This window comes from Actinomycetospora sp. (genome assembly GCF_055612215.1).
The window spans coordinates 1-5,086 of sequence record NZ_JBVPVA010000476.1 but is presented as its reverse complement, the minus strand read 5'-3'; the positions used below and the strand labels follow the sequence as shown (position 1 = coordinate 5,086).

5 protein-coding genes and 1 pseudogene are annotated in these 5,086 nt (G+C 78.1%); all 6 read left to right on the top strand.

Features of this window, described 5'->3' with window-relative positions; all coding sequences use genetic code 11:
- Window positions 1-935: pseudogene (locus tag AC0CYZ_RS13275) on the top strand (hypothetical protein); the annotation flags it as partial.
- Window positions 932-1,729 carry an ESX secretion-associated protein EspG gene (locus AC0CYZ_RS13270; protein WP_472216018.1) on the top strand — a complete coding sequence of 266 codons (798 nt, stop codon included), beginning with the start codon at window positions 932-934 and terminating at the stop codon, window positions 1,727-1,729. The pseudogene AC0CYZ_RS13275 and the gene AC0CYZ_RS13270, both read left to right, overlap by 4 nt.
- Window positions 1,726-2,112, top strand: a complete 387-nt coding sequence (locus AC0CYZ_RS13265) for a hypothetical protein (protein WP_472216016.1) — start codon at window positions 1,726-1,728, stop codon at window positions 2,110-2,112. Before AC0CYZ_RS13270 ends, AC0CYZ_RS13265 begins: the two co-directional genes overlap by 4 nt.
- Before the next feature lie 134 nt (window positions 2,113-2,246).
- Window positions 2,247-3,107 carry a LytR/AlgR family response regulator transcription factor gene (locus AC0CYZ_RS13260; protein ID WP_472216014.1) on the top strand — a complete coding sequence of 287 codons (861 nt, stop codon included), beginning with the start codon at window positions 2,247-2,249 and terminating at the stop codon, window positions 3,105-3,107.
- Window positions 3,104-4,123: a hypothetical protein gene (locus AC0CYZ_RS13255; RefSeq protein ID WP_472216012.1), complete on the top strand. Its 1,020-nt coding sequence runs from the start codon at window positions 3,104-3,106 to the stop codon at window positions 4,121-4,123. Before AC0CYZ_RS13260 ends, AC0CYZ_RS13255 begins: the two co-directional genes overlap by 4 nt.
- 3 nt (window positions 4,124-4,126) lie before the next feature.
- On the top strand, window positions 4,127-5,086 hold a 960-nt coding region (locus AC0CYZ_RS13250; RefSeq protein ID WP_472216010.1), incomplete at its 3' end, for a sodium:solute symporter family transporter.

Sequence of the window (5,086 nt, the reverse complement as noted above, 5' to 3'; positions counted from 1 at the left end):
CGACGGGCAGGGTGGGGACCGGATCGGCCCCGCCCGCGGCGTCCGGGCCGGGCGCCGCGGCCGACGCCCCCGTCGCGGCCCGGGGGGCGACGCCGGTCGCCGGCGCCCGGGGCGCGTCGACCGGGGTGCTGCAGCGGGCGGCGGCCGCCACGCCGGGTCCGGCCCCGCCCGGTGACCTGCCGGTCGGTCCGCGCGCGGTCGGCGGCGCCGCCGTTCCGGGCACGCCCGGCGCCTCCGGGGTGGCCGCCACCGCGCCCGGCGCCGGCCCCGTCGTCGACCGTGGCCCCGCGCCGTCGGTGTCCCCGTCGTCGTCACCGCCCGGCACGGCGGTGGCGTCCGGCGGGCCGCTCGCCCCGGGGCGCGTCGCCCCCGGGGCCGGTGGCGCCGGACCGGTTCCCGCCGCCGGCGGCGGGATGCGTCCGGTCCCCGTCCCGACGACGGGGACCGGGGGCCGCCGCCGGGAGGCGCGACGCCGCGACGACCCGCGCGCCGCCGGGTCCGACGCGTCCGCCACCGGCCCGGGCACCGCCGTGTCGCCCGCCGGCGCCGACCCGGCCCTCGACGGCCCGCCCGCGGACCCGACGGCGAGCGCGCCGCCCGCCGGTGGGCACCCCAGGGGGGACGCGGGCGGGCACGGTCGACCCGTCGCCGGACCGGTCGCTCCCGGACCGGTCGCTCCCGGACCACCCGCCCCCGGACCCCTCGACGCCGCTCCGCTCGGCGTCACGCCGGTGACAGGCGGGGCCGGGGAGCACCGGCTGCCGCCCCGACGGGTCGAGTACCTCGTCGACGCCGACCCGGCGGGCTGGGGCGCCGACGCGACCCGCCGGGTCGCCCCGCCGGTCCTCGGCGAGGACGGCGACGAGGACGGCGACGAGGACGGCCGGGAGGACCCCGGCGACCGTCGCGACGGCGAGCGCGGGACCCCGTCGTGACCGCGCCCTTCCCCGTGCTCGTCCTGCGGCGCCCCGAGCTCGCGTGGGTGCTCGAGCAGTGCGGCGTGGACGATTGGCCCTACCCGCTCGCCCCGGCGGCGTGGCCCGCGGACCGCGACGACGAGACGGTGCTCGCGCGGGCCCGCGTCGAGGACGGCCTGCGGGCCCGCGGGCTGCTCGAGCCCGGCCCGGCCGCGGTGCTGCTCTCGGTCGGGACCGCGGTCCGCGACCGGGCCCGCCAGGTCGACCTGGTCCGCCGCAGTGCGACGACGCCGTGCGCCGCGGTCGCCGTCGGCGGCGCCCCCGGCGGCGCCCTGCTGTGGTCGGCCGACCACGCGGGCGCCGACGTCGCGGTCCGCCCGCTCGACCCCGCGGGCCTCGTGCCCGGCCTGCTCGCGCTCGTGCCACCCTGTCCGGCCGCGCCCGGCCCGCCCCTGGAGGTCCCGGCGACCGCCGGCGCGGGCGGGCCGGACGGGCCGGCCACGGCGCGTGCCGAGCGGGAGCGCCGCGCCGTCGAGGACGTCCTCGCGTCCGCCGACGCGTGGACACAGATCGGCGTGGCGACTGCGCCGAACGAGGTAAGTTCTGGCGGAGAACGTGGTGATGTCACGATCAAATGGTTGGACGGGCCCCGCGGCCGGTACCGGCTGCGGCACGATCCGGGGCACAGGCACGACGTACCCGGACGCGGACGGCCGGGGCGGGCCCGGCTGGTCGGGGAGGACGCGGCCTCGCCCGCGGTCCGCCGCGAGCTCGAGGCCGCGCTGGAGGAGTCCGGGAGGAGGACCGTATGAGCGGACCGGGACCCCTGGGGCCCGGGCCCGGTACGCCCTCCGGTGAGGACGGGTCCGCGGCGCTGAACCCCGCCGACGCGCGGCGCTTCGCCGGCCGGGTGGACGACCTGGAGCGCACCGTCGCCGAGGCGCGGGAGGCGCTGCGCCGGCTCGCGGAGGATCCGCTGGCCACCGGCACCGGCCAGGACAACGCCGAGATGGCCGCCTGGTACCGCGAGCTGCTGGTCACCGACACCGTCCCGGCCGCCGACGACCTCTCACGCCAGCTCGACGCGGTGCGCCGCGCGGTCGTCGAGGGGACGGCGGCCTGGGAGGAGTCCGAACGCTCCATCACCGACTCGCTGGGCCCGGGCACCGACGCTCCCGGACCCGCGGGGCCCTGAACCGCTGGTGGACGGGTGACCATGGACGTCCGGTCCGGTGTCCCGGCGCGTCACGACCGGCACCCCGGGATCGCCCGACCGGTCGGGTCCCTATCGTGGACGCGGGACCGACCCTTGGGCAGGATGGCGAAGCAGTGACTACCAACGACAACGACGGCCTGGTCGTCCTCGCGGTCGACGACGAGGAACCTGCGCTCATGGAGCTCGCCTACCTCCTGGAGCAGGACCAGCGCGTCACCACGGTGCTGAAGGCCAACGACTCCATCTCCGCCCTGCGCATCCTCACCGGGGGTGACCAGGTGAGCATAGGCGGCTTCGGCACCCCGCCGACCGGGATCTCCTCGCCCGCCAAGCAGTCCGACGTGGACGTCCTCTTCCTGGATATCCGCATGCCGGGGCTCGACGGGCTGGAGCTCGCGCAGGTGCTCTCGCGCTACGTCATCCCGCCGTCGGTGGTCTTCGTGACCGCCCACGACGACCGCGCGGTGGAGGCCTTCGACGTCGGCGCGGTGGACTACCTGCTCAAGCCGCTGCGCCCGGAGCGCCTCTACGCCTCGCTCACCCGCATCCTCGCCTCCCGCGGCACGACCGTCTCGGTCGAGCCCGCCGTCGAGGAGGAGGGCGACGACGAGGTGATCCCCGTCGAGCTCGCCGGCACGACGAAGCTCGTGCAGCGCTCCACGGTCCGCTGGGTGGAGGCGCAGGGCGACTACGCGCGCCTGCACACCACCGAGGGCAGCCACCTCGTCCGCATCCCGCTGTCCGTGCTCGAGGAGCGCTGGTCGGACGCGGGGTTCGTGCGCATCCACCGCTCGTACCTCGTCGCGCTGCCGCTCATCACCGAGCTGCGCCTGGCCGGCTCGGGGTACGTGGTGCGCCTGGGCAACGGCGGCGGCACGGGTGAGGTCGCCGAGCTCCCGGTGAGTCGCCGGCACACCCGTGAGCTGAAGGACCGCCTGGTCCGGTCGACGAAACAGGCGTGGGGACGACGGTGACCACCACCGACGGCCGGACCCGGACCGGGGGAGAGCACCCCGGCCCGGCCGACCCGTCGGGTCCCGACGACGCCGGGCGCCCCGCGGAACCCCCGGGCGGCCCGGCGACCCCCGCCGCGCGGGCCCCGGAGCCCGACGGCGGGCCGGCCGTGGCCCGGGCCCGCGCGCGCCGCGCGTCGGCCGCGGCGACGGACACCGCCGCGCCCGACCGCGTCGGCCCGGACCGCACCGGCCCGGAGGCCGCCGTGCCGGGGGACGCCGCCCGCCCGCCCGGCCGCCACGCGATGCCCGACGGCGCGGCCAGCGCCGGGCACACCCCGCCCCCCGGTTACCGGCCGCGCCACGCCGCCCCGGACGCCGAGACCGAGCGCTTCGCCGCGGTGGGCGACCCCGATGCCGACACCGTCCGCGGCGTCCCCACGGGGTGGGCACACACCCCGGCCCACGCCGCGCCGGACGTCGACGCGCCCGCCGGTCCGCACACCCCGGCCGCACCGGACCCGAGCGCGATCGCCCCGACCCCGGTGCGGGGCCTCCCGCTGGCGTCGACCTTCCCGGCGGCGGGGGTCACCGCCTCCGAGGCCGTCGCGCCGTCCGAGGACAAGCGGGCCATCTTCGCCTGGCGGCGCGACGAGGACGACGACCCCGACGGTCCGACGCCGGAGCGGGTGCGCATCGTGCTCGCCGAGCGGCGGTCCCCGACGCGCGCGGTCGGCACCGTCGCCGAGATCGAGGCCCAGACCGCGACCGGGGAGCTGCTGCTCTCCAACCTCATGCGCTCGCAGCTGACCCTCGCGCTGCGGCTCGCCGCGGTGGTGGTGCTCGTCCTGGGTGTGCTGCCCGTCGTGTTCCTCACCATGCCCGCCGTGGCGGACGCGGCCCCCGTCCTCGGGATCGGGCTCCCCTGGTGGCTGCTCGGCGTCCTCTCGTTCCCGTTCCTGCTGGTGCTCGGGTGGCTCTACACGCGCCACGCCGAGCGCAACGAGCTCGACTTCGCCGACGACGTCGAGGACTGAGCGGTGAGCACCGCCGACGTCGTGGTCGCGCTCGTCCTGGCGGGCCTCGCCGCGGTCGCCGTGATCGTCATCGGGTCGCTCGGCGTGCGGGTCACCCGGTCCACCGACGACTTCCTCGCGGCCTCGCGCACGGTCCGCAGCCGTGCGAACGCCGCCGCCATCGCCGGGCAGTCGCTGTCGGTGGCGTCCTTCCTCGGCGTCGCGGGGATCGTGCTGAGCCACGGGGTCGACGGACTCTGGTACCCGGTCGGGTTCGTCGCCGGCTTCCTCGTGCTCCTGCTCTTCGTCGCCGCCCCGCTGCGGCGCTCGGGCGCGTACACGGTGCCCGACTTCGCCGAGACCCGGCTCGACTCCGCGCTGCTCCGCACGCTGACGACCGTCGTGGTCGTCGTCATCGGCTGGCTCTACCTCGTCCCCCAGCTGCAGGCCTCCGGGCTCGTGCTCACCGTGCTGACCGGAGCGCCCGCCTGGGTCGGGGTGCTGGTCGTCGGCCTCGTCGTGACCGCCGCGGTGACCTTCGGCGGGATGCGCTCGATGACCTTCGTGCAGGCCTTCGGCTTCTGGTTCAAGGCGGTCGCGCTCGCGGTCCCGGCCCTCGTCCTGGTCGTGTGGTTCCTGGGCTCCGGGATCGCGGGGTCGACGACCCCGGGGCCCGCGACGTTCGACCGTCCGACGAGCGTGACCGTGCACGCCCCGGTCACGCTGCAGGTCACCGCGCCCGTCACGGTGCAGGTCTCGGGCGACGGACCGACCCGGACCGTGACGTGGGGCCCCGGACCACGCACCGTCCCCGCGGACACCACCCTCGGTTTCCCCGCCGGGGCGCCCGTCCCGGTGGTCACCGGCGCGGTGGGTGACCAGGCCGCGTGGGACCACCCGTTCGGCGCCGGGGAGCGCGACCCGCTCTGGGTCTGGTCCCTGCTGCTGGCGACCTGCCTCGGCGTCGCCGGACTGCCGCACGTG